Annotated in this window: 2 protein-coding genes and 1 pseudogene; all 3 read right to left on the bottom strand. The window is 48.7% G+C overall.

What is annotated here, in order from left to right; translation table 11 throughout:
* Positions 1 to 134: pseudogene (locus ABIE58_RS20285) on the bottom strand (IS256 family transposase); the annotation flags it as partial.
* A 70-nt stretch (positions 135 to 204) separates the two neighbouring features.
* The gene (locus ABIE58_RS20280) at positions 205 to 456 is read right to left on the bottom strand and encodes a hypothetical protein (protein WP_354546418.1); all 252 of its coding nucleotides are present in this window, start codon (positions 454 to 456) and stop codon (positions 205 to 207) included.
* A gap of 114 nt (positions 457 to 570) precedes the next feature.
* Entirely contained in the window at positions 571 to 939 is a 369-nt protein-coding gene (locus ABIE58_RS20275) for a hypothetical protein (RefSeq protein ID WP_354546417.1), read from the bottom strand.
* Positions 940 to 1,206: the final 267 nt, after the last annotated feature.

The raw sequence follows: 1,206 nt of genomic DNA, 5'->3' as shown, positions 1-1,206 counted from the left end.
AAGCTGTCCAGTTCCTCGTTGAAAACCGCCTCGATGGTGCCGCGGATGTTGGCGCGCAGCCGGTCCTCGATCGGGTCAAAACCGTCATCGCAAGCGAGTAGCGAAAGCGCGCTGGTATCTGTAATCTGGTTCATGGCGTGATCTCCTTTGGCGGTGCCAGCCGCCGGTTGGGTGGGTTTCGTTCACCCGGAGATTACGCCACCTTCAAATTTCCACCACCTTCGCGACACGACCAATCGGTTTATACAACTTCAGACAGTCACTCTGAAGATGTTCAAGGAACTTTGTGTCGACAACATCTTGCAGAAATGCTGCCGTTGGCGCCTTGTATTTTTCGACAAGCTCGATGACAGTTTTCGTATAGTATTCCACGAGAGCACTGCTGTCGTCGGGAAGCGTGAATGGAAGAATGAAGCGGCTAATCACGGTGTAAAGGGCAGCGTTTATATCCTCCAATTTATTTGACTTGACGTCGATCTTGAATTGTGTTCGCGCGGATTTCAGAAAAGGACCGTAAAATCCCTTTACGTACATTCTGATTAGGTTGGCGACTTTTGGGCACTTCTTGAATTAATAATTTATCAGCTGCAGCCGATTTCGGTGAAACTCTGCTTGTTCAGCGCCCGCTCTGATTGAAGCCTCAAGAAATGGCGTCCGTCCCATAACATACTCGCCAAAGGCAACCGGAAAGTCCAAGTGTAAATCAACAAAGTCGACTTTTGAGTCGAATCCGCCATGTATCGCCACCTTCTTAGCGCCCCTAATATTGTAAGAAACGCCCTGATTTACCCTCACGTCGCGAGGAGACTGACCTTCAAGCATGGCTCTAACAGCCTTGGTGTCGAGGTCAGTTCCTCCCTTAATTTTGAAATCTAGACCGATCAATGAGCCGCAATTCTTGCAGGCGAATTTTATTGGTTGGATGTCTCTATTGCTCATTCCAACACGGCAGTTCGTGAGGTTTGAACAGTTGTTACACTGTACTGATAAGTTAATATTCACAAAACTCCTCCAGAGTAATTTGGCGGACTGATCGGCCTAAATGCCGTTCAGCGAAGATAAGTGATTGGATACTTCGAATTCGCCAGATTGTCTGGTCCAAGCCAACTGTAGGGCACCTCGAAAAATTGCGCTGACACCGGCGTTTCGGTATGATCGGAGCGATAAAACGGGATGGGGTGCAACGATGGCGCAGATGGGTTTCTT

Source organism: Roseovarius sp. MBR-78 (assembly GCF_040547535.1).
In the GTDB taxonomy this organism is placed as follows: domain Bacteria; phylum Pseudomonadota; class Alphaproteobacteria; order Rhodobacterales; family Rhodobacteraceae; genus Roseovarius.
Note: the sequence above shows the minus strand (reverse complement) of the source record. Positions and strands in the feature narration are given on the sequence as shown.